Source organism: Brevibacillus sp. 7WMA2, from assembly GCF_010748895.1.
In the GTDB taxonomy this organism is placed as follows: domain Bacteria; phylum Bacillota; class Bacilli; order Brevibacillales; family Brevibacillaceae; genus Brevibacillus_B; species Brevibacillus_B halotolerans.
Map to the genome: position 1 here is coordinate 4,140,538 of NZ_CP048799.1, position 22,099 is coordinate 4,162,636.

Annotated in this window: 21 protein-coding genes and 1 riboswitch; of the genes, 14 read left to right on the top strand and 7 right to left on the bottom strand. The window is 40.0% G+C overall.

The window, feature by feature from the left end; all coding sequences use genetic code 11:
* The first annotated feature begins 240 nt into the window (after window positions 1–240).
* Window positions 241–684 carry a universal stress protein gene (locus GOP56_RS17640; protein WP_121473299.1) on the top strand — a complete coding sequence of 148 codons (444 nt, stop codon included), beginning with the start codon at window positions 241–243 and terminating at the stop codon, window positions 682–684.
* 75 nt (window positions 685–759) lie between these two features.
* Here the strand turns inward: GOP56_RS17640 and GOP56_RS17645 are convergent, their stop codons facing one another.
* Entirely contained in the window at window positions 760–1,395 is a 636-nt protein-coding gene (locus GOP56_RS17645) for a methyltransferase domain-containing protein (RefSeq protein ID WP_371807998.1), read from the bottom strand.
* 701 nt (window positions 1,396–2,096) lie between these two features.
* Here GOP56_RS17645 and GOP56_RS17650 point away from each other — a divergent pair.
* From GOP56_RS17650 to GOP56_RS17660, 3 genes are all read left to right on the top strand, one after another.
* Window positions 2,097–4,592 carry a CoA-disulfide reductase gene (locus GOP56_RS17650; RefSeq protein ID WP_163246181.1) on the top strand — a complete coding sequence of 832 codons (2,496 nt, stop codon included), beginning with the start codon at window positions 2,097–2,099 and terminating at the stop codon, window positions 4,590–4,592.
* Window positions 4,593–4,627: 35 nt separating this feature from the next.
* On the top strand, window positions 4,628–4,888 hold the full coding sequence (locus GOP56_RS17655; protein ID WP_003333625.1) for a metal-sensitive transcriptional regulator: 261 nt from the start codon (window positions 4,628–4,630) through the stop codon (window positions 4,886–4,888).
* A 212-nt stretch (window positions 4,889–5,100) separates the two neighbouring features.
* Entirely contained in the window at window positions 5,101–6,441 is a 1,341-nt protein-coding gene (locus GOP56_RS17660; RefSeq protein ID WP_003333624.1) for a sodium-dependent transporter, read from the top strand.
* A 105-nt stretch (window positions 6,442–6,546) separates the two neighbouring features.
* Here the strand turns inward: GOP56_RS17660 and GOP56_RS17665 are convergent, their stop codons facing one another.
* Window positions 6,547–6,993: a Dps family protein gene (locus GOP56_RS17665; protein WP_031309354.1), complete on the bottom strand. Its 447-nt coding sequence runs from the start codon at window positions 6,991–6,993 to the stop codon at window positions 6,547–6,549.
* A gap of 653 nt (window positions 6,994–7,646) precedes the next feature.
* Between GOP56_RS17665 and GOP56_RS17670 the strand changes: the two genes are divergently transcribed.
* Both GOP56_RS17670 and ptsG read left to right on the top strand, forming a co-directional pair.
* Window positions 7,647–8,000 carry a DUF1516 family protein gene (locus tag GOP56_RS17670; protein WP_022585411.1) on the top strand — a complete coding sequence of 118 codons (354 nt, stop codon included), beginning with the start codon at window positions 7,647–7,649 and terminating at the stop codon, window positions 7,998–8,000.
* Between the two features lie 318 nt (window positions 8,001–8,318).
* Window positions 8,319–10,346: a glucose-specific PTS transporter subunit IIBC gene (ptsG, locus tag GOP56_RS17675; protein WP_163246182.1), complete on the top strand. Its 2,028-nt coding sequence runs from the start codon at window positions 8,319–8,321 to the stop codon at window positions 10,344–10,346.
* Between the two features lie 64 nt (window positions 10,347–10,410).
* Here the strand turns inward: ptsG and GOP56_RS17680 are convergent, their stop codons facing one another.
* Both GOP56_RS17680 and GOP56_RS17685 read right to left on the bottom strand, forming a co-directional pair.
* Window positions 10,411–11,838: a sensor histidine kinase gene (locus tag GOP56_RS17680; protein WP_003333619.1), complete on the bottom strand. Its 1,428-nt coding sequence runs from the start codon at window positions 11,836–11,838 to the stop codon at window positions 10,411–10,413.
* Window positions 11,816–12,532 carry a response regulator transcription factor gene (locus GOP56_RS17685; RefSeq protein ID WP_003333617.1) on the bottom strand — a complete coding sequence of 239 codons (717 nt, stop codon included), beginning with the start codon at window positions 12,530–12,532 and terminating at the stop codon, window positions 11,816–11,818. The genes GOP56_RS17680 and GOP56_RS17685 overlap by 23 nt, the downstream gene beginning before the upstream one ends.
* 318 nt (window positions 12,533–12,850) lie before the next feature.
* Between GOP56_RS17685 and GOP56_RS17690 the strand changes: the two genes are divergently transcribed.
* Together GOP56_RS17690 and GOP56_RS17695 are read left to right on the top strand one after the other, a co-directional pair.
* Window positions 12,851–13,597: a DUF1189 family protein gene (locus tag GOP56_RS17690; protein ID WP_163246183.1), complete on the top strand. Its 747-nt coding sequence runs from the start codon at window positions 12,851–12,853 to the stop codon at window positions 13,595–13,597.
* A gap of 60 nt (window positions 13,598–13,657) precedes the next feature.
* Window positions 13,658–14,344: an MOSC domain-containing protein gene (locus tag GOP56_RS17695; protein ID WP_163246184.1), complete on the top strand. Its 687-nt coding sequence runs from the start codon at window positions 13,658–13,660 to the stop codon at window positions 14,342–14,344.
* A gap of 152 nt (window positions 14,345–14,496) precedes the next feature.
* Here GOP56_RS17695 and yjcZ read toward each other — a convergent pair whose 3' ends face one another.
* On the bottom strand, window positions 14,497–14,589 hold the full coding sequence (gene yjcZ / locus GOP56_RS17700) for a sporulation protein YjcZ (protein ID WP_081476727.1): 93 nt from the start codon (window positions 14,587–14,589) through the stop codon (window positions 14,497–14,499).
* 88 nt (window positions 14,590–14,677) lie between these two features.
* Window positions 14,678–14,899, bottom strand: coding sequence for a hypothetical protein (locus GOP56_RS17705; RefSeq protein WP_003333614.1), 222 nt, complete (start codon window positions 14,897–14,899; stop codon window positions 14,678–14,680).
* A gap of 269 nt (window positions 14,900–15,168) precedes the next feature.
* Between GOP56_RS17705 and GOP56_RS17710 the strand changes: the two genes are divergently transcribed.
* From GOP56_RS17710 to GOP56_RS17720, 3 genes are all read left to right on the top strand, one after another.
* Window positions 15,169–16,527 (top strand): Nramp family divalent metal transporter, encoded by a 1,359-nt coding sequence (locus GOP56_RS17710; RefSeq protein WP_003333613.1) that lies wholly within the window; start codon window positions 15,169–15,171, stop codon window positions 16,525–16,527.
* 131 nt (window positions 16,528–16,658) lie between these two features.
* A complete protein-coding gene (locus GOP56_RS17715) occupies window positions 16,659–17,225 on the top strand; it encodes a beta-class carbonic anhydrase (protein ID WP_003333612.1) in 567 nt (188 codons plus the stop codon).
* Window positions 17,226–17,393: 168 nt separating this feature from the next.
* Window positions 17,394–19,037 carry a peptide ABC transporter substrate-binding protein gene (locus GOP56_RS17720; RefSeq protein WP_163246185.1) on the top strand — a complete coding sequence of 548 codons (1,644 nt, stop codon included), beginning with the start codon at window positions 17,394–17,396 and terminating at the stop codon, window positions 19,035–19,037.
* A gap of 105 nt (window positions 19,038–19,142) precedes the next feature.
* On the opposite strand, the gene GOP56_RS17725 is transcribed toward GOP56_RS17720, so the two are convergent.
* On the bottom strand, window positions 19,143–19,850 hold the full coding sequence (locus GOP56_RS17725) for a Crp/Fnr family transcriptional regulator (RefSeq protein ID WP_003333608.1): 708 nt from the start codon (window positions 19,848–19,850) through the stop codon (window positions 19,143–19,145).
* A 219-nt stretch (window positions 19,851–20,069) separates the two neighbouring features.
* On the opposite strand from GOP56_RS17725, the gene GOP56_RS17730 reads away from it, so the two are divergent.
* The 3 genes from GOP56_RS17730 (at window position 20,070) to GOP56_RS24430 (ending at window position 22,080) form a co-directional block, all read left to right on the top strand.
* Complete coding sequence (locus tag GOP56_RS17730) at window positions 20,070–20,651, top strand: molybdenum cofactor guanylyltransferase (RefSeq protein WP_254068446.1); 582 nt, start codon at window positions 20,070–20,072, stop codon at window positions 20,649–20,651.
* Entirely contained in the window at window positions 20,648–21,193 is a 546-nt protein-coding gene (gene mobB / locus GOP56_RS17735; protein WP_163246186.1) for a molybdopterin-guanine dinucleotide biosynthesis protein B, read from the top strand. The genes GOP56_RS17730 and mobB overlap by 4 nt, the downstream gene beginning before the upstream one ends.
* A gap of 138 nt (window positions 21,194–21,331) precedes the next feature.
* A riboswitch (cyclic di-AMP (ydaO/yuaA leader) is annotated at window positions 21,332–21,476 on the top strand.
* A gap of 538 nt (window positions 21,477–22,014) precedes the next feature.
* On the top strand, window positions 22,015–22,080 hold the full coding sequence (locus GOP56_RS24430; RefSeq protein WP_081476729.1) for a potassium-transporting ATPase subunit F: 66 nt from the start codon (window positions 22,015–22,017) through the stop codon (window positions 22,078–22,080).
* Window positions 22,081–22,099 lie beyond the last annotated feature (19 nt).

A 22,099-nucleotide genomic window follows, 5' to 3' on the forward strand; every position in this document is an offset into this window, starting at 1 on the left:
GAATGGTGGAAGGAATGGGGAGAAGAGATGGATCCATTTAAAAAACAAGAAAAGGGATTATTTATTCTTTGCATGGTGGTAGCTGTCATTATGCTATTATCCTTTGCAAGGAAGTTCTTTTAACTTGAAGCAGTCATTTTTTTACGTAAAAACGTTTCTGGATTTTTCATAAATATATGAAATCTTTGCTGATCTACATGCTACAATGATAATAAAGAACCGATATAACAAGGAGGCCATATGATGTTTGATAAAATGGTGATAGCTTTGGATGGTTCGCAGTTAAGCCCAAAAGTACAGGAAGCGGCGATTCTATTTGCCCGTGAGAATAAATCCTCGCTCACTTTTGTGCATGTTGTAAAAGAATTACCTGCCTATGTAACTAGTCAATTAGTATTTATGGTTCATGACGTTCAATCTGAATATCTGGGAGAAGCCAAAAAATACGGTCAAGAATTACTAGATCAAGCATGCGAAGCGGCAGAAAAAGAAGGAGTTCAATGTGAAGCTATCCTGCTTCAAGGAGACCCAGCTAACGAATTGCTCGCTTTGGTTAAAGAAAAGAATGCTGACCTTATCATGATGGGTAGTCGCGGGTTGGGAGATTTTAAAGAATTGATGCTAGGTAGCGTTAGTCATCGCATTACACAATTAGCACCGTGCCCGGTCTTTATTATTAAATAAGCAGCTAGCAATAAGAGCTTTATCACGCAACAGAAGCGCGATAAAGCTCTTATTATGATTACATATTGCTGATTTCTAGCGGCGAGGCTTTTTACCGAATAGAATCGTCAGGTCAATGGTTATTTCTGCTACATTCATTTGTAGAAATGCTTCCATTTCTTCTCCCGTTGCTCCCCAGGATAATGGAGTCATCTGAAGCAGAGCTTCGATGGAGGTTTGATCTAAAGCAAAGCAATAGCGGACTCGCTTTACATCTACAAGCTGAAAGTGACTTTTAAAGAGAGCCAGTGTGTTATCGTTGGAGTACTCCTGCCTATTCGGTTCCTTGTAAAAAGCCTCTCTCAATTCCTTCAGGTAATCTTTATTAGGGATGACCTTTATGACCATGCCGTCATCAGCCATCATTCTTATAAATTCAGAGTAATTAGATGGCGATAATATATTTAAAATATAATCAAATCGTTCACTAGCAAAGGGGCAATGTGCTATATCTGTAACGCACCAGACTGCATTTGGATACCCCCGCGAAGCCATGCTAATACCTTCTTTAGAAATATCTATACCTACTCCTAAAGCCTTACCTGTATGATGTTTGCTTATTTTTGCCTGAATGCTAGATAAATGCGAGCCTTCTCCGCATCCAGCATCTAGTATACTGATCGGTTCCTTCTTGGTTTCGGTCATGATCCTTTCGCTTATGATTTCATTCAAAGGATCAAAAAATCCACCTTTGCAAATAGTCCTTCTGGATGTAAACATTTGTTTCCTGTATTTTGTGCTTGAAGCTCTCGTTAATAAATTGATATATCCATGACCAGAGAGATCAAAATTATGACCCTTGATGCATAGCAGACTTTTTCGATGAACCATTCGCATTTGATTTTTACAAACCGGGCATCTAAAGATATCTTCAGACTCTAAAATCAGATTGGTACATTCTCTGGAACTCTTTGTTTTGGACACAAAAACACCTCATTCATTCGTAGTCGGTGAATGAAAAAAGGCACAGCCAAATAAACCCAAGCCATTTTTGAAAAAATGGTTGAGAATAACATGAACTGTACCTCACATTACCGTAGACGAATGAATTTGATGATCATAATGTTCAAAACTCCTCTGTGATAAAGTAAAAGGCTTTCACCCAGCTTTTATTGTAGCATATTTCGCTGTAACCAAACGAATTCTCCCTGTTACCAGCTTATTTTTAATCTTGAGATGTTATTTCGTTGAAGGGCGTAAATCTCCTGTTGACTTGGAAGATGATTAGAGTTTATTATATACCCACGGGGGTATAAAACTCCTTTACATGTAAATGTGGTTGAGATATTTTTTTACTTTGATTAATACCCCATAGGGTATCTTTCGTTCTGATACAGGAAATGACATTCAACATACAAAGGAGCCAACAACTTATGAAAAAGAAAATCATCATAGTAGGTGGAGTAGCAGGTGGAGCAACAGCGGCAGCAAGATTGCGTCGGCTAAGTGAGCGGCATGAGCTGATTATGGTTGAACGGGGTGAACATATCTCGTATGCCAATTGCGGTCTTCCCTATTATATTGGTGGAGTCATCGAGCAACGCAGCAAGCTCTTTTTACAAACAGTGGAGGGAATGTCTCAGCGTTTTAATATGGATATTCGCATTCGAAGCGAGGTTACTCATATTAACCGGGAGAAAAAGACGGTTACGATTCACAATCTGCAAACCAAAGAGATCTACGAAGAGAGCTACGATATTCTGATCCTGTCTCCGGGTGCAAAACCGATACGACCTGCTATTCCAGGAATTGATGAGGCAAAGCAATTATTCACATTGCGAAGTGTTCCAGATACGGATGCGATTAAAAGCTATGTCGATCAACAACAGCCTACTCGTGCCGTTGTTATTGGCGGCGGATTTATTGGTGTAGAAATGGCAGAGAATCTGTCCGAGCGTGGACTTGATGTTACGCTAGTCGAAATGGGTAAGCAGGTTATGGCACCGCTTGATATTGAAATGGCTGCTGTGGTACACGAGCATATGCGGGCTAAAGGCATTACGCTGCTTTTGCAGGATGGAGTGGAGGCTTTTGGCGATCAAGGAAGGATTGTTCGTCTCAGCAGTGGGCGTGAATTAGTGACAGACATGATCATTTTAGCTATTGGTGTACAGCCTGAGACTCAACTAGCAAAGGAAGCGGGTCTTTCCGTAGGGGTACGTGGAGCTATTCGTGTCAATAAGCACATGCAAACGGATGATCCAGCCATTTATGCGATTGGCGATGCGGTAGAGGTAACAGACTATATTAATAAGCAGCCGACGCACATACCGCTAGCATGGCCGGCCAATCGCCAAGGACGCTTAGTAGCAGATCATATTAATGGTCACGATGTTCAATATAACGGCACACTTGGTACGTCAATTGCGAAAGTGTTTGATCTTACTGTCGCCACTACAGGAAATAATGAAAAAACCTTACTGCGAGCTGGAATCGAATATACAGCCATCCATGTCCATCCTGCTTCTCATGCTGGATATTACCCGGGAGGAGCGCCTATTTGGATGAAGCTAGTTTTTGATAAAACAACAGGCAAACTCTACGGCGCGCAGGCCGTTTCAGCAGATGGAGCCGATAAACGCATTGACGTGATTGCAACAGCGATAAAAGGAGGATTAACGATTCACGACCTTCCTGATCTGGAGCTGGCTTATGCTCCTCCCTATTCCTCTGCTAAAGATCCGGTTAATATGATAGGATATGTAGCCAGCAATATTGCTGACGGCTTAGTTGACATTGTGCAATGGCATGAGATAGATCAGATTGTAGCAGACGGAGGATTACTGGTTGACGTACGGGAGCCAATTGAAAGAGAAACGGGTTATATCAAGGGCTCTATTAATATTCCTCTGCCAGAGCTACGCAATCGCCTTGCTGAGCTGCCAAAGGATCAGACGATCTATGTATCCTGCCAAGTAGGGTTACGCGGATATTTAGCGGCCCGTCTGCTTAGTGAATACGGCTATCAGGTAAAAAACGTAGATGGTGGATATAAAACATATCGGATGGGCAAATCGACAGAAGAAACGACTGAACCAAGAAAAGAGGATGTAGCTCCAGTGGCTCAATCACAATCAAAGCGCACCGATATATCAGCATCTAACATAGATAGTCCGGCGATTACGATTGATGCATGCGGGTTACAATGTCCCGGTCCTATTATGCAGGTTTTCCAGGCTGTATCAGGAGCCCAAGACGGACAAATAATTGAAGTAAAAGCTACCGATCCTGGATTTATGGCTGATATTGCCGCGTGGTGCGATAAAACAGGGAATACTCTTCTCTCTTCCGAATATAGCAATAAAGTAGCTCATGTGTTTATTCAAAAGGGGACAAACATGCCCACCTCAATAGCAGAAGCTGCTATGCAAAAGGCCAACGCTGAAAAGCAAATTGATAAAACTGGAGCTACAATGGTCGTATTTAGTGGTGATTTAGATAAAGCGATGGCTTCGTTTATCATTGCATCTGGAGCGGCTTCTATGGGGAAAAAGGTGACGATGTTCTTCACCTTCTGGGGACTAAACATCTTGCGTCGTGAACACGCGCCGGAAGTTGAGAAGGATACACTGGAAAAAATGTTTGGAATGATGATGCCAAAAGGGGCCAATAAACTAACCTTGTCGAAGCTGAACATGGCTGGAATGGGAACTAAAATGATGCAGCATGTTATGGAGAAGAAAAATGTAGATTCCCTAGAGACCCTCATGAAGAATGCTCAAGCGGCAGGAGTTAAGCTGGTAGCATGCGCCATGAGCATGGATATTATGGGGATTAAACAAGAAGAATTAATTGACGGAGTAGATGTAGCCGGAGTTGCTTCATATCTGAGCGATGCACAGGAATCGGGACTTAATTTGTTTATTTAAGAGGAAAGATAATGAAATAGGTGAGGTGAAACGGCATGGACTATCAGGATTCCGTCAAAAATAGATTAAAGCGAATAGAGGGTCAGGTGCGCGGTGTACTGAAGATGATGGAAGAGGATAAGGACTGTCGAGATGTGGTTACACAGCTTTCGGCTGTTCGTACCGCTGTAGATCGTGTCATTGGACTAGTTGTAGCGAGTAATTTGGAGCATTGTATACGTGAAGAATTAGAAAAGGGAAATGATCCCGAGCAGGTCATTAAAGAAGCTGTAGATATACTGGTTAAAAGTAGATAAATATCCTGTAAGTTACTCTCCTAGATATCCTAGATACAACCCGGACATAAGCTCCGGGTTGTTTTCGGTTTTCTCAAGCTTAGGAAGGTAAGCTGCATCAGGGTTCAATCTTTTCAAAAAAAGTGGAAACGAAATTATTTTACAAATAAACATACCATTTGATGTGAAGTTTGTTATAATGTACGGAAATCAAATGCAGTGAGGAGAAAAACATGTCAAAAAGTGAACAGTGGACTTCAAAGTTAGGTTTTATTTTGGCTGCCGCAGGATCAGCAATTGGGCTAGGGGCAATTTGGAAATTCCCTTATGTTGCTGGTACGAGTGGTGGAGGGGCTTTTTTCTTACTGTTTTTGTTATTCACGCTATTACTGGGTACTCCTTTATTATTAGGAGAGCTAATAGTTGGACGAAGCACGGGAAAAGATGCTATTTCTGCTTATAAAGCGATCGCACCTAATACCCCATGGCACTGGGTAGGTAGGTTGGGTATTATAACTTGTTTTATTTTATTATCCTTCTACAGCGTTGTAGGTGGCTGGATTCTTCTGTATTTCATAAAAAGCATTACGGGTCAATTACTTGGCCAAGGGTTGGATTATAATCAACTATTTGGTCAAACCATTTCAGACTCATGGCTAGTGTTGTCGGTTCAATTCTTATTTATGATGATTACGATTTTGGTTGTGTCCCGAGGAGTTTCGAATGGGATCGAAAAAGCTAACAAATATATGATGCCGGCACTCTTTTTGATTTTTATTGCCCTTATTGTTCGTTCTGTTACGTTGCCGGGGGCTTGGGAAGGAATTACCTTCTTTCTACAACCCAATTTTAGCGAATTAAGTTCTAAATCAATTTTATATGCATTGGGACAGGCATTCTTCTCGTTAAGCGTAGGTGTGTCGGTTATGGTAACCTTTAGCTCCTACTTATCGAAGAATGAGAGCTTGCCAAAATCCACAGTTTCCATTGTAAGCTTGACCATCGTAATTTCTCTGCTAGCAGGCTTGGCGATCTTCCCGGCTGTTTTCTCATTAGGAATGAAGCCTACGGAAGGTCCGGGACTTTTGTTTGTGGTCTTGCCGGCAGTGTTTGATCATATTCCGTTTGGAGCCTTTTTCTTGACCATCTTCTTGTTGTTGTTCTTGTTTGCTACGTTAACGTCCGCATTCTCCATGCTAGAAATTAGTGTAGCCGCGATTACAAAGGGCAATCAGGCAAAGCGTGCTTCCGCTTCTTGGAAGGTAGGTCTACTGATTTTCGTGTTAGGAATCCCGTCCGCTTTGGCATATGGAGTTTTAGGTGACCTAACCATCTTTGGCAAAAGCTTCTTTGATGCAGCGGATTTCTTGGTAAGTAATATCTTAATGCCGCTTGGAGCCTTACTGATTTCTATATTTGTAGCATGGAAGATGAAACGCGATATCTTGCTAGCAGAAGTACAACAGGGTTCAACTGGTAAAGTAGTCTGGTTTAAAGCGTGGTATTTCTTACTTAAATATCTAGTGCCTGTAGCTATTATTGTGGTATTTATTAGTTTGTTACTCGGAAAATAGATTACATCAATGAGGATCGATGATACATGTAAAAAGCTCTCCAGCATAGCGCGATGCTAGCTGGAGAGCTTCTTTTTTATCTATTCAATTCATGCTGATAAAGGGTTATTTACCAAGATAAGCATTTAACATCCAAACGTGTTTTTGTAGGTCAGTAATAGTACCAAGCAACATATCGCTAGTGCTTTCATCGCCAGCTTCTTGAGCGATATCCATTCCTTTTTCACATTCAGTAATCAAGGATTGGAAGTCATTGATGATTGCTTGAACCATTTCCTCAGCAGATTCATTACAGGAGGCTTCATGAATGGTTGCAAGTGTTGCGTATTCGGTTAATGTTGCTGCTGGTTTACCGCCAATAGCTAATACGCGTTCACCCAATTCATCAATTCTAGTTGTTGCTTCGTTAAACAATTCTTCAAATTTTTCATGTAAAGTGAAGAAATGAGGACCTTTAACAAACCAATGATAGTTATGCAATTTTACAAATAAAACATTCCAGTTTGCTACTTGGCGATTAAGAACGTCAATTACTTTTTGATTGCTTACCATTACTTGTTGTGCCATAGAAGAACAACTCCCTTTTGTAATTTGTATTACTTTATATTAATTATAAATTAATAATAATACTAATTAATCTTAAAGTCCAGTCTTTTTTGTGAAAAGTATGTGAAGATCATTTATACAAGTCTTCCTGTGTTTTCTGGCGCCAGCATGCTTACAAACATGTAAGCTTTTTGTAATCTCATTCGATGGAGAGTCTTTCTTCTTTTTACTACAATCAAGACAAGAGATAAGAAACGAACCAACCACTGAGGAGATGACAGACATGAGAATGATGAAGAAATCAATTGAGATCGTAATGGCGGTAGTAGAAGTTTTGTTTAATGGAAAGCAAGTTGTTTTAGAGCTTAATAAATAAAAGAGTTTGCAACCTAGAATATTTTCATGTAAATGAAGTTCATAGATGTACATTTGGTCAAGACCTTCTCCTCACATAAGATGGTCTTTTTTTATGTTTTCATGCATGAAAGATAGTAAATTACAACAGTCTCATCATGAATCATTATATCTCTATCTAGGATCGTTGCATTTGATCAAAAGTTATCATTTTAAAAACAGACATATGGATATCGAATGTTTGGAAAGGTAAGATTCGTATGATATGATTAGCTGGAAATGAAAAAAGCATAGGAGGTTACTAAATGAGGTATGAAGCTATGTTGGCATCGCATGTAGGTGGCTGGGAAGCTGCACTTGTATTATTAATTCTTGCCTATGTATTTTACAGATTAGATAAAAACAAAATTGCGAAAATCCTACATATGATACTGCGACTTATGTACATCATAATCGTTGTATTTGGAGCTATGCTCTTATTCAAGTTTTATCTGAGCGACATCCGATTCATCATAAAAGGCCTTTTGGGTGTCTGTACCATCGGCTTGATGGAGATGGCACTGGTACGTGCAGATAAACACAAGCCGAACTTTATTTTCTTTGTTGGCTCATTAGTATTGCTAGTGATTGTAGTGCTAATTGGATACAGAGTTATCTAGAGTAAGAAAGTCTATAACTGTTGAAAAAGAGATGGACCCTTGTGTGAGAGGGAACATCTTTTTTTGCTTATAATAGGGTTTTTTTATTAACTTTTTGAACAAAACATGCAATTGTTCTTATTTTTTTGACGTAGACACCTTGTTTTTTATTTGAAACTCTTTTATGTTTTAAAATGACAAATTTTCTATTACGTAGGTTTCTAAAAGATTCAAATTATTATTTTTTGGTTCCTTACATAGTAGGTTTGTCCAATAGGCATACTTCAAATAACCAAGTCAGCTATGAAAATGGGGTTTTGAAGTAAAGGAGGTTCGTACATGTTCAAAAAGATCTTCGGGGTGTTGCAACAGGTAGGTAAGGCACTTATGCTTCCAGTTGCCATCCTACCAGCCGCAGGGATTCTCCTAGCATTCGGTAATGCTTTGCAAAATCCGGCCTTGCTGGAGCAATTACCATTTTTATCAGGACCAGCGATTCAATTAGTCGCAAAAGTTATGGAAGAGGCTGGCTCCATTATTTTTGGAAACCTAGCGCTCTTATTTGCGGTAGGGGTAGCCATTGGATTAGCAGGTGGTGAAGGGGTAGCTGGGCTAGCTGCAATCATTGGTTTCTTAATTATGAATCAGGTTATGGGTGTCTTCCTTGGTGTAACTGCCGAAATGGCGCAGAATGACAAAGCCTACGCAATGGTGCTTGGAATCCCTACCCTACAAACAGGTGTTTTCGGTGGGATTATTATGGGGGTTATAGCGGCTAATCTGTACCGGAAATTTTATAACATAGAATTACCGCCGTTCTTAGGCTTCTTTGCGGGAAAACGATTCGTACCGATCGTTACAGCGGTCGCTGCTTTAATAACAGGTCTTGTACTCATCTTTATTTGGCCGCCAATTCAATCAGCTCTTAATGCATTCTCACATGTGATGTTGGATTCCAATCCAACCGTGGCTGCATTTGTTTTTGGTCTTATCGAACGTTCTCTTATTCCGTTTGGTTTGCATCATATCTTCTATTCACCATTCTGGTTTGAGTTTGGAGAGTACGTAAACAAAGCTGGACAACTTGTTCGCGGAGATCAAGCGATCTTCTTTGCTCAGGTGAAGGATAATGTACAGCTAACGGCAGGAACATTTATGACAGGGAAGTATCCGTTTATGATGTTCGGATTGCCAGCGGCGGCTTTGGCCATTTATCATACCGCACGTCCAGAACACAAAAAGATGGTAGCCGGAATTATGGGATCGGCTGCGCTTACTGCCTTTTTGACAGGGATTACAGAGCCAATTGAATTCTCATTTTTATTCGTAGCACCAGTATTGTTTGCTATTCACGCAGTTTTTGCGGGTCTGTCCTTTATGGTCATGCAAATCCTCAATGTAAAAATTGGAATGACCTTCTCTGGCGGAATTATTGACTACTTGCTATTTGGGGTGTTACCAAACAAAACACAATGGTGGTTAGTGATTCCAGTAGGCTTGGTGCTTGCAGTTATCTATTATTTCGGCTTCCGTTTTGCTATTCTCAAGTGGAATCTCAAAACACCTGGTCGCCAGGATGAGATAGAGACTCAGGCTAGTAATACCCAAACCTCTGGATTGGCCGCAGGTGTATTGGAAGCGTTGGGCGGTAACGCTAATATTAGTAATCTAGATGCGTGTATTACTCGTTTGCGCGTATCTGTTAATGATAGTAAGCATGTAGATAAGGAACAATTAAAAAGGCTTGGTGCAGCAGGGGTTCTTGAGGTTGGAAACAATATTCAGGCGATCTTTGGACCAAAATCTGATCAATTGAAGGAACAGATCAAGGATGTAATGGCTGGGCGCACGCCGGTTGAGAAGCCTGCAAGTCAGCCAGCTCCACAAACTGTCCCTGAGCAGACAAGTGCTGCTACGGTTTTTGTTTCACCACTAGAAGGTAAAATGCTAGATCTAAAAGATGTACCTGATCAGGTCTTCTCTCAAAAGATGATGGGAGATGGTTTTGCTATTGAACCAACTAATGGAGAGGTTGTATCTCCTGTGGATGGAACAATTGTTACCTTCTTCCCAACTAAGCATGCGATTGGTATTGCTGCAAATGATGGACGTGAAATTCTGATTCACTTTGGAATTGATACGGTGAAGCTAGAGGGTGAGGGCTTTGAAGCTCTAGCTCAAGAAGGAGACAAGGTTACAGCAGGACAGCCATTACTGCGTGTTCAACTAGCAGAGGTAGCGGAAAAAGTCCCTTCTGTGATTACGCCAATTATTTTTACCAACTTGCAAGAAGGGGAGCAAGTTATTGTTAAACCGGGCGCTTTGGTAAAACGTGGGGAAGAAAATATTATTTCCATTGAGAAATAAGCATCATCTATATGAAAAAAACGGCAGAGTGATAAGAACTCTGCCGTTTTTTTGTTTCGAGACATTAGGTAAGTGGCTTGGGTAAACGTATGACAAAAACCGTTGCTTCGGTATCAGTGGACGTAAGCTTGATTGTACCTCCGTGCTTGGTCACGATCCGCTTAGCAATAGATAAGCCAAGACCTGTTCCTCCTTCACTAGCACGGGAGGAATCAGCCCGGACAAATGGTTCAAAAATATTTTCCTTAATATCTTCTGAAATTCCAATTCCATTATCCGCAATCTTAATGACCACATAGTATTTTTCCTCTGACAATGATATACGCATGGTTGTTCCTACGGGATTGTACTTAATCGCATTCACCAATAAGTTACTTAATACACGAGTTAATTGAATCCGATCAAAATACAGATAGATTTCTCGTTCCGGTATGTCTAATTGCAAATGAAATTGTTTATCCAGCATTTCTGTATAATGCAAAACAACCATATCACGGATAAACTCTGTAATCTCTTCTAAACGTAAATGCAGTCGATAATCAGGAGCGTCTAATTTAAGTAGCTCAAACAGATTATTAATAAGGTGATTTACCCGGATTGATTTCTGATAGATATATTCTAGGTAGCGCTGTTTTCGTTCCTCATCCGTGGCCATTCCTTCCTTTAAGGCTTTAGCATATCCCTGAATGCTGGTGATTGGTGTTTTTAAGTCATGGGAGATATCCATTAACATCCGCTGCTTGCCCTTTTCTAGGATTTCATTTTCACGGCGTGTCTCTTCTAGTACATCCGCCATATAGTTAAAGGTATCACGGATTTGTACAAATTCATGCTCAGCCTTTAGATGAATACGGGTACTATAGTCTCCATCTGTCATTTTTTTCAACGCGTCTAAAATAATAATCAGCGGAGCTTTAATACGACGAGCTGTCCAGTAAATATACAGCACAATGAAAATCAGCATGATGAACCCAAACATGCCTAAATAAGTCATAAAGCTTTTCGCAAATGGGTCGAAAATATCGATCTGTTCAAAGTCCTTTGACACAAGGATATTGTTTCTGGGTATCTTTAATAATAAATACGGTGTTTTTGGATCAAGAGTATTCTGGTACATCGAGTAGTAATAGGGCTGTTGTTCATGATTTTGCAAAAGATCGAATAACTGATTCTCGGAATAGGACTTATGATCATCTAGCTTGTTGCCGTATACCCGAACCAGTTGTTTATTGGCATTGAGGTGTTCCAACCAGCCTCCAATACTTGTTAATTGCGGAAGGAGCTCCTTACGTTGATCCTCCTGCTTGTAATTAGAAGCCTCAATTTTTACATCAACAATATCCATACTTTCGATATGATTGAAGGTAGCATTGAGAAGATAGATAGCAAGTCCGATTAGAACAACCAAAAGAAAAAAATTAAAAACAAAGTAATCAAGGATGAGAGAGGTATAGAGACTACGCGATTTTTTAGGCTTCAACCATTTTTTCAAATTTATACCCCAATCCTCGAATGGTTTTTATATAAGTGGGTTGTTTCGGATCATCCTCGATTTTTTCACGTAATTTGCTAATGTGCACCATGATGGTATTATCATCATTGGCATAGAAGTCGCCCCATACCGCTTCATAAATTTTCTTTTTGGTAAAAACCTGACCGGCATTAACCATCAAGAGTTCTAGTATTTTGTATTCGATAGAAGTCAGTGAAATAGCTTCCTCATTTCGATAGACGAGACAGCTCGCTTTATCTAGGATCATCTCCCCAATTTTAATAAGCTGCTCCTCTGGGTTAATAGGAGCTTCCACCGTAAGGGTAAATTCATGAACACGGCGAAGAAGAGCCTGAATCCGTGCAATCACTTCCAAAGGATTAAACGGTTTTGTGATATAGTCATCTGCCCCAAGCCCTAAACCTAAGATCACATCATGATCCTGCGTGCGTGCTGATAAAAACATGACGGGAATATTATAGGCTTGCCTGATCTCCTTAATAAGCTGAAAACCATCTTTTCCAGGCATCATAATATCAAGGATGACCAAATCCACTTTCTTTTGAGCCAAAACTGGTAAAACGCTATCTCCATTATGAACTTCTATGACATGAAAATCTTCCTTCTCAAGATAGAGCGTTAAAAGTTCAACAATCTCTCTCTCATCATCGGCGATTAATATGGTATATGACACGATTTCTCCTCCGTTCTTTTCCTGAGCAAAACGTTACATTTAGAGTAACACGGACAAAAGACTTAGATGTTACATTTTAATCAAAAAATCAAGCATGTTTTATAATAGCTAATTCTACTATTTACATATTATGGGGAAATGATTATTCTTTTGGTGAAGAAGGCTATTAGTCAAATTAAGATAACCTTTAGCTTGGGATAAGGAGAATAAAAGGTTTTTCCACTATAATATAAACAAGTAAGCATCATTTAATTTTTGAGGTTTATGCAGATGGATATGAGATAATAAAATCTACCTGCAAAAAAGGGAGGTCATATATTGTTTGAATCATTGAAAGTTAGTTTGTTAAAGCCAAATAACCTAGGTCAGCTTGTAAACAAGAAAGCTGGGGTCGTATTTGGATTTATCCTGTTTCTTGCCTTACTGATTAGCGTGTTTGGTTTTTCTAGTTTTTATCATACATCAAGCATATTTTTAAAAGAGGCACAGGCTGTACTAAACAGCACACCGGATTTTACCTTTAAAGATGATGTGTTGAACATGCAGACTGATCAGCCGATTTATTCGCCTAACAAAATGTTTATCTTTGACCCTAACAATCAAGTAAAAGCAGAGAATTATCCCAAAGGTTCGTATGTAGTTATTTTTGGGAAGGTAAAGGCAACATTTATGGAAAAGGGTGTTGTTGTACGCGAAACAAATTATATGAATTCTGGTTTGCGTGACATAAGCAAGCAAGAATTTACGGAACTAGTTGATTGGCTTATAAACAAGGAAACGGCAATCTGGGCCACTATATTTGCAGGTATCTTTATTTACATGATTTTTAGCACGATGTTTACTGCATTTATTCTTGGTATTTTGGCATACATTATCAGCAATCTTCAGAAAAAGGAATTAACATTTGGTCAAGCGTTTAAACTAGCGATCTTCAGTCTGACAGTACCTTTCCTAATTAAAGGGATTCTAGTGTTAGCTGCATGGCCTGTTCCTATTGGTCCGATCACCTGGGGGTTAGGTGCTGTTTACGTTGTCATGGCTGTGCGGAACATAAAAACAAGCTGATGTAGGGCTACATCCCATTGTATAATGGATAATAGTAGAAAGCCGAGGAGGAAAAACACCATGTCGCAGGTACAAGTCAGAATTCTTTCTGTAAATGTAGGACAACCTCAAGTTCTTCCTTATAAAGGACAAGAGGTAGTAACAAGCATATGTAAACAACCAGTAACAGGGCCTCTCTATCTTTCGAAAACCCAATTACAGGGGGACGCTCAAGCTGATTTGAAGTATCATGGCGGGGTAGATAAAGCCGTATGCGTTTATGCATCCGAGCACTATCCTTATTGGGAGAAGGCACTGGGTAAGGCATTGCCGGCCTCTGCCTTTGGAGAAAACTTAACCATAGAAGGATTGCTTGAAGATGAGGTTTGTATTGGAGATATTTACCGGATTGGCGGTGCTGTGGTACAAGTCACTCAGCCAAGACAGCCATGTCATAAATTAGCAAAGCGCTATGATGTAATTGATCTGGCGGTACAAGTACAGAATACAGGCTATACGGGTTTTTATCTGCGGGTTTTACAAGAGGGAGAGATTTCACAAGAAGACACGATGACATTGGTTGAAAAAGATCCTGATGGCATTTCGATTGCATTTGCTAATCAAATCATGCACCACGATAAAAAGAATAAACAAGCGATAAAGCAAATTTTGAAGGTAGAAGCATTATCTGCTAGTTGGCGTCAAAGCTTTATGAAACGATTAGGAGACGAGGAAATAGATACATCTCTACGCCTACAAGGCTCTTAATGAATCCAAAATAAAAAATCCAGGGTGATTGTACCCTGGATTTTTTGTTATACATAAATAAACATGCTTGATTATTTTCGTTACAAAACACATTCTAGACGTTGCTGTGTGCCTATGATCAGTCAAGGTTATACTTTTGCAATCTATATTACCTACCTATTGCAACAACAGCAAGCAATAATTACCAATAAAATAAATAGAACCAAGATAATTTCAAAGTTGTTTGATCCGTTGAAAATACTCATGGTCTAATCCCTCCCAATAAGATGTACTTTATCCTATGTTTCCATAAATAAAGTGCTTGGGTAGGGGCCTCACTGCTGAAAAAATGGACTATTCTTGATAATGGTGTCCTTCATTGTTGTTTATCCAAATGATAAATAGGATGAAATAAAAGGGAACGCCAGATGTGTTATAGACAAAGAAGATATTCATGATATCTTGGGATGATGCGCTTCCGCTGGTATAGGCCACAAATCCAATAGTAAGGACAGCCAATGTATTTATGATAAGAGCCAATAGTAGAAATAGTCCGGCGATTTTCTTTCTATTCATTGCTACACTCCCCTTCTTTCTATACGAAGTAGTGATAAGAATTTATTCCCATTTTAGTATAGCCCATTTATGTTAGGGAAACAACAAACAGAAATCCCTTTTTGTGAATAGGATGAAGGCGTGGGCTATTTACATTTCAAATGAGGTGTTTATAATAATTATTACAAAGTTTCCTTAGTGCAAAAAAGGCGGTTGTTAAGGGAAAAGGGAAGACAGCATAACAAGTACATGTAAATAAAAGAGGTAAGCTGGGAAGGGAGTGATCTCAAATGACTGATCAACATCACGAAGCGGTAGCATCAGAGCAGGGAAAAGGATGGAGAAAAGGGATTACCCAGCCTTCCTTACAAGAAGTGCACAGTTCCATGCGTGTACCCAAAAATGCGTCCAAATTTCGTAAATTTTTAGCTTTTGCGGGACCGGGTTATCTGGTTGCTGTAGGATATATGGACCCTGGAAACTGGGCGACTGATTTGGCGGGAGGTTCCCAGTTCGGTTATACGCTATTGTCGGTGATTCTTCTTTCTAATATAATGGCAATGTTTTTACAAGCCCTCGCAGGAAAGCTGGGAATCGTAACAGGTCGGGACTTAGCTCAGGCTTGCCGGGATCACTATTCCAAGCCAGTAGCAATGGTCTTATGGGTTCTGTGCGAGATCGCCATTGCAGCTTGTGATTTAGCAGAGGTGATTGGATCAGCAATTGCATTGAATTTGCTATTTGGCATTCCGTTATTGTATGGGGTGTTGATTACTGCTATTGATGTGCTGTTAGTATTGTTTTTACAAAATAAAGGATTTCGTTATATAGAAGCTATTGTTATTGCGTTGATCGGCACCATTGGGGTGTGCTTCGGAGTTGAGATCCTATTGGCTCAGCCTCAAATCAGCGAGATCATGCAAGGATTTATCCCGCGTACGGAAGTCGTAACAAATCCTGCGATGCTCTATATCGCGATTGGGATTATTGGTGCAACTGTCATGCCGCATAATCTGTATCTGCACTCCTCTATTGTCCAAACTCGTGACTTCGAACGGACGCAGACTGGCAAGCGGGAAGCGATTCAATATGCTCGTTTGGACTCAACGATAGCTTTATTCTTCGCCTTGTTTATCAATGCATCTATCTTGATTTTGTCAGCCTCTACGTTTCACCAGGCTGGCATGACAGATATAGCTGAGATTGGCGACGCTTATTATTTGCTGACTCCTGTGCTTGGAACAACAGCAGCAAGTATCCTGTTTGGGGTAGCCTTGCTAGCTTCTGGTCAAAATTCTACTTTAACGGGTACATTGGCTGGTCAGATTGTCATGGAGGGTTTTATTCATTTTCGCATAACACCGTGGCTGCGACGTTTAATTACTCGTCTGATTGCGATTGTTCCGACGGTGATTGTTACAGCCCTATACGGAGAAAAAGGAACCACAGAATTACTCATATTAAGTCAAGTCATTTTGTCGATTCAGCTCCCCTTTGCGATTGTTCCTCTTGTGCAGTTTACCAGTAGCAAGGCTAAAATGGGTGAGTTTGTTAATAAGAAGTGGGTTACTGCTATTGCGTGGCTGATAAGTGGTGTCATTATTGCGTTAAATATATTTTTGATCTATCAAACTGTTACGCAGTTGTAGTTATTTTGTCTACAAAAAGGGATTGGACAGATAAATCACGAAAATAATAAGGTACAAAAAAACCTACCAATACGTGCAGCATCTAAGAAAATGGGCAGGCCAAATTGAGAGAAAAGTCGAGGTGAAGAAGCGTGGGAAAACTTGAAGAGATTTTAGATTACAATAAAAAGTTCGTAGAAAATCAGAGATATACGGAGTTCACAACAACCAAGTTTCCTGATAAACGGTTGGTTGTCATTTCATGTATGGACACAAGACTGGTCGAACTTCTTCCTCACGCAATGAACGTCAAAAATGGAGATGTCAAGATTATAAAGACAGCAGGAGCTATTGTCTCGCATCCGTTTGGGGCGGTTATGAGAAGTATCTTAGTGGCTATCTATGAGTTACAAGCAGAAGAAGTCATAGTGGTAGGTCATTACGATTGTGGAATGAGTGCGATTAATCCTACGCATTTTTTAGAAAAAGTGCGAGAACGAGGAGTTTCGGCAGATTCGTTACATCTATTAAAAAGTGCTGGAATTAATTTAGAAAAATGGTTGCGAGGTTTTGATAACGTGACTGATGCTGTCAAAGAGAGTGTCGATATGATCCTTAATCATCCGTTACTGCCTCCATCAGTGCCAATCCATGGTTTAATCATTGACCCAAGTACAGGTAAACTAGATGTAGTTATAAATGGATATGAAAAAAAATAAAATGTACAAAAGAGTCATTACGCATATTTTACGTGATGACTCTTTTGTTTTTACTTTAGTAGAGTTAATAATGTTTAATTATGTTTTATTTGATAAAACGTAAAAATAAAATTAGTATAAAATTTATTCATATCTTTCGTTATAAACATAAAAGGGGGATTTACAACTATGAAGAAAAATATATTTGTGTTGATGAGTTCCGTTCTTGTATTAGGTGCTGCTCTTGCAGGCTGTAGTACAGGTAACGGTAACGGAGCTGCTCCGGCTGGTAACGAATCTAAAAAGTCTGAAGATTCAAAAGCAAGCAGCAATCAAACCCTTCGTTTAAACCTTGCATCTGAGCCTCCTACGCTTGATCCTGGTCTTACAGAAGATGCTACTTCTGGAGCAATTGTTCGTTCTACCTTTGATGGTCTAACTCGTTTGGGTGAAGACGGCAAGCCTCACAATTCTGTTGCATCCGATATTAAAATTTCAGATGATTTAAAAACATATACATTCACATTGCGTGATTCAAAGTGGTCTAACGGTGACCCTGTTACTGCTAAAGACTACGAATATGCTTGGAAACGCGTTCTTACTCCAAAAACAGCATCTAGCTATGCGTACCAGCTTTACTACATTAAGGGTGCAGAAGCATTCCATAAGGGTAAAGGAAAACTTGAAGACGTAGGTATCAAAGCTATTAATGATAACACATTAGAAGTTACGTTAGAAAACCCTACTCCATTCTTCTTGGAGTTAACAGCTTTCTACACATACTATCCAATTAATCAAAAAGTAGATACCGAAAATCCTGACTGGGCGAAAAATGCAAAAACCCACGTGGGTAACGGCCCGTTCAAGCTAGATACTTGGGAGCATAAGAGTAAGATTTTATTGACCAAGAACGAAAACTACTGGGATAAAGATTCTGTAAAAATGGAAAAAATTGAATTCTCCATGATTGATGATGGCAATACAGAGCTTTCCATGTTTGACAACGGTGATTTGGATTGGGCAGGTAAACCAGTTGGAGACTTGCCAACAGATGTTGTGCCTATCAAAAAAGCAGAGGGTGCCTTGAAGATGAAGCCTACTGCATCCATCTATTGGTACAAGTTCAATACAGAAAAAGCACCGTTTACTAATGCAAAAATCCGTAAAGCCTTTGCCTATGCAGTAGATCGTAAAGCGATTGTAGAAAACATTACGCAAGCTGGAGAGCAACCAGCACTAGGTATCCTGCCTCCAACTATGGCTGTTAAACCAGAAGGCTACTTTAAAGATAACGATGCAGCAACAGCTAAAAAATTGTTAGACGAAGGTATGAAAGAGCTAGGTATCAGCAAGCTGCCTTCAATTTCACTATCCTTTAATACGTTGGAAGGTAACAAGAAAATTGCAGAAGCTATCCAAGACCAATGGAAAAAGAACTTGGGCGTAGATGTAAAACTAGAAAATACCGAGTGGAAAGTATACATTGATAAGCTACACCAAGGTAACTATCAAATCGGACGTATGGCTTGGTCTGCTGACTTCAATGATCCAATTAACTTCCTAGAGCTGTACCGTGATAAAAAAGGCGGTAACAATGATACAAACTGGGAAAATCCAAAATACAAGGAGCTATTAATCAAGTCGGCTTCTGAACCAAATCCAGAGAAACGTACACAGTTGTTTGCTGAAGCAGAGCAAATCATCATGGATGAAATGCCTGTAATTCCAATCTACTACCGTACACAAAACTGGATTCAAAATGACAAAGTAAAAGGCGTATTGCTTGATGCACTTGGTTTCGTCGATTACAAATGGTCTTACATCGCTGAATAAGATATCGAAGAATAAAAAAAGAAGCCTGTTGAGTTGTTCAACAGGCTTCTTGTATTTGATTGTGTATCGTGCCTTTCGTTAAAATGAAAGGAATATAAGCATGCGCTACAAACGGCAAATGTCTGGTGGACAATCATCACAGCATATTTTTTCTCGTAAATAGTGAATGTCCTTTACTAGAATGTAGCCATTTGGCAGAGGTTCAATAACATCTAGTTTTTTTAAATCACCTAATAACCGATTAACACTTTCGCGTGTAAGTCCAATAAATTGAGCTAAGTCTTTATTGGTCAGTGATAGATCGATCAGGATACCGTTTGGAAGCTGACGGCCGTATGTGTTACACATGCGAATGAGAGTTGAATAGAGCGCACCTGTTTTTCCGTTTAATAAAAGATCGCGGAACTTAGATTGCATACGGCGGTTCTCAAGACTCATCCAACGTAGGAACTCTACACAATAGGCTCCGTTTGCCGTAAGGAGCTCTTCTAGGGACGCACGAGAGATGACTCGTAATTCACCGGGCTGTAGGACAACGGCAGTAGCGCTATAACACAGGGATGAATTAAATAACCCGAACAGCCCAAATAACTCACCCGGATTATATACTTGAAGGGTTAATTCTTTTCCGTCTGTGCTTGTCTTAGATAGCCGAACCTTACCGCTTTCTACCAAATAAACATAATCAGCAGGGTCTCCGTCAAAAAATAACGGCTTACCCGGAATACTTTCAACGAGGGTCGACATACGTTTCATATCTTCCCAAAATGCTCGGGATATTTGATCCACGAAGGTTTTCGTTTCTACAGGCATGAAGATTTTCCCTCACTTCATACTTTTCTCTCTTGTAAGTGATACTTGTTACAAGGTACGGTCTTAGTATATCAATTACGGTTGCATATGAATATAGCATCATAACTATTTTGCCATTTGTCCATAAATGTATGAAAGAAGTATGAAAAATAAGCGGGGTGATGAAAAATGGTGGATTCATTATGTATTGTAATTTTAGCAGGGGGACAAAGCAGCCGTATGGGTAAGCCCAAAGAATTACTGGAATGGCAGGGGAAACCACTCATTTTACATATGCTGGAGCAGATTTTGCCTCTGGGTCGCCCCTGTGTGATCGTCACGAATGATCCAAAACGATTGCCTCACATCAATGAGCTTGGAACAAAAGTGTTTATCACAGGTGATATCGTAGCTTCACATGGGCCGATCAGCGGTATTTATTCGAGTATGTCTGTAAGACAGGAAGAGTGGTATTTGGTTGTATCCTGTGACCTGCCATTTTTACGTACGGAGCATGTACAACGCTTATTCGAAAATTTAAACGATCGTTTAGATAAAGATATAAATGCTGTAGTAGCTAAAGCGGGCGGGCGATTACAGCCGTTATTTGCGCTTTATCATCAGCAAACCAAAGAAATTTGGAAGGCAGCTCTGGATCGGAAAGATTTCCGGGTAATGCATGCGTTAGAAGAGATGATTGTAAAGGAAGTAACGGATGAATGCTGGGATGATCTGACGACGTTTAATATGAATACCCCTGCTGATTATGAAGAAGCAAAAAAAGTATGGAATAGCAAAAATTCATTAGGAGAAAACAAATGAACAAGGAAGGAAACCAAATGGAATCTACAGATATTGTTATTCAATTTGTGGGATATTCCAACTCAGGCAAAACTACATTGGTTTGCAAGTTAATTGAGCGATTTACACAAATGGGAATACGACTGGGTGTAATTAAGCATGATGGGCATGACTTTGAATTAGATCAGCAGGGAAAGGATACATGGAACTTCCGGCAGGCAGGAGCTCCTATGGTAGCTATTCAATCGGCTACACAAACCGCTTGGATGGAAAATCAAGCAGTTCCACTCCCCGAGCTTATCACGAGGATGAGCGAACAAGGGGCCGAGCTGATCATAGTGGAAGGCTTTAAACGGGAGTCTTATCCGAAAATCGTGGTAATCCGGCGTGAGAAGGACAAGGAGTTGCTGGACAAGGTGCAAAACATCCTGGCAGTAGTAAGCTGGCTGCCATTACAGAAGATGTCTATCCCTGTTTTTTTCATTGATCAGGTGGAGGAGATTTTTCAATTTGTTGATAGGCACAGGCTTGTACAAAATAAGAAAACAAAAGAAAATAAATAAAATAATGAGATTGGCTGAGGAAACGTGAGAGTGTTTCCTCAGAAATGCGTAATTTCAGATGAAATTGACAGTTTTTGTAGCTAGATCACTGTTAACAGAAGATAAGCAAGGACGTATAATAAGACTCGTAAGCAACCAATAGCATAACGGCCAAATCCCGAGGCATTCGGGAACGGAGGACCCACTTTTTATTGGGGTTAATTCTACTAGATGTAGAAGGGATGAGTAACTCTTTCGCCATCCTACCCGTCAGCTAACTTCGTCGGCTAAAGCGAAGGAGGTCAATGAGACCACCTGTATTTATTGAGGGGTTTTTTCTTTTTCCCTCAGAGCTAAAAGCGTAGGTCTTTTTGTTTTGCTTACATTTATTTAAACATCATACGTACAACTGTACGAAAGAGGATTAGGGAGACAGAACGCAAAGAGAGCGATGGCTAGCTGGGCGTTAGGTAGACCAATGAGTGCTTCTTTTTTGACGGTTGAACATTATAACAAATGAGTAGGCAGGCTCTGGTGAGGCAATAGGTAAGCTTCGCTAGGATAGGCTGTGACTTACGGTTTGTATCATGTTCTTTTTACCGTTTGGATAGGAGCAAGCATTGGTCTATTTTTTGTTCCAAGGTGGACTTCAAATGAAAGGGAGAGCACAGGGGAACCACAGATTGTCGAACGTTGATCAGACAGTTGGCAGAGGAGGAAAAAAGGATGGATATTGTTGCGATTTTACTGGTGGCAGGAGCATTCGGTCTGTTTTTTGGAACGATGGCATTCTGTGACAAAGTGGTAACAGAAGAAGGGAGAGAAGAGCGGTGACTATACTCATGATCATCGTTACAGGGGTTATTCTCTACCTCATCGATGCATTAATTCGTCCTGAAAAGTATTAATAGTACCAACTGTAAACTG